This is a genomic window from Streptomyces sp. a15 (assembly GCF_059026085.1).
This window is the reverse complement of record NZ_JBWLKM010000291.1, coordinates 1-382: the sequence shown is the minus strand read 5'-3', so window position 1 is coordinate 382 and position 382 is coordinate 1. Positions and strand designations below refer to the sequence as shown.

General features: G+C 66.0%; 1 protein-coding gene. It reads right to left on the bottom strand.

Annotation, left to right across the window (positions count from 1 at the left end):
- Positions 1-382, bottom strand: a 382-nt coding sequence (locus tag AC5P09_RS52185; RefSeq protein ID WP_493880660.1) for an ABC transporter permease subunit, incomplete at both ends; no start/stop codon positions are given.

Genomic DNA, 382 nt, shown 5'->3' with positions numbered 1-382 from the left:
GGACGCCGCCGACGTCGAACGAGGACGCGAAGATCTTCTTGGCCTGGTCGAAGCCGTCCATGTCGCTGATGTCGTCGGTGGCGACGTTGCCGGTGACCAGCTTGGTCACCGCGAGGTTGGCGCCCTGGAGGATCAGGAAGGTGCCCAGGGTGACCAGGAAGCTGGGGAGCCCCGTCCTGACCATCACCCAGCCGTTGAAGAAGCCGACCGCCAGCGACACGATCAGCGCGGCGATCACACCGACCCAGACGTTCGTGGTCAGCTGGAAGCTGAGCATGGCCGCGGTGAGCGCCGAGGTGATCACGGCGACACCGGCCGACAGATCGAACTCCCCGCCGATCATCAGCAGCGCTACCGGCAGCGCCATGATCCCGATCGTCGA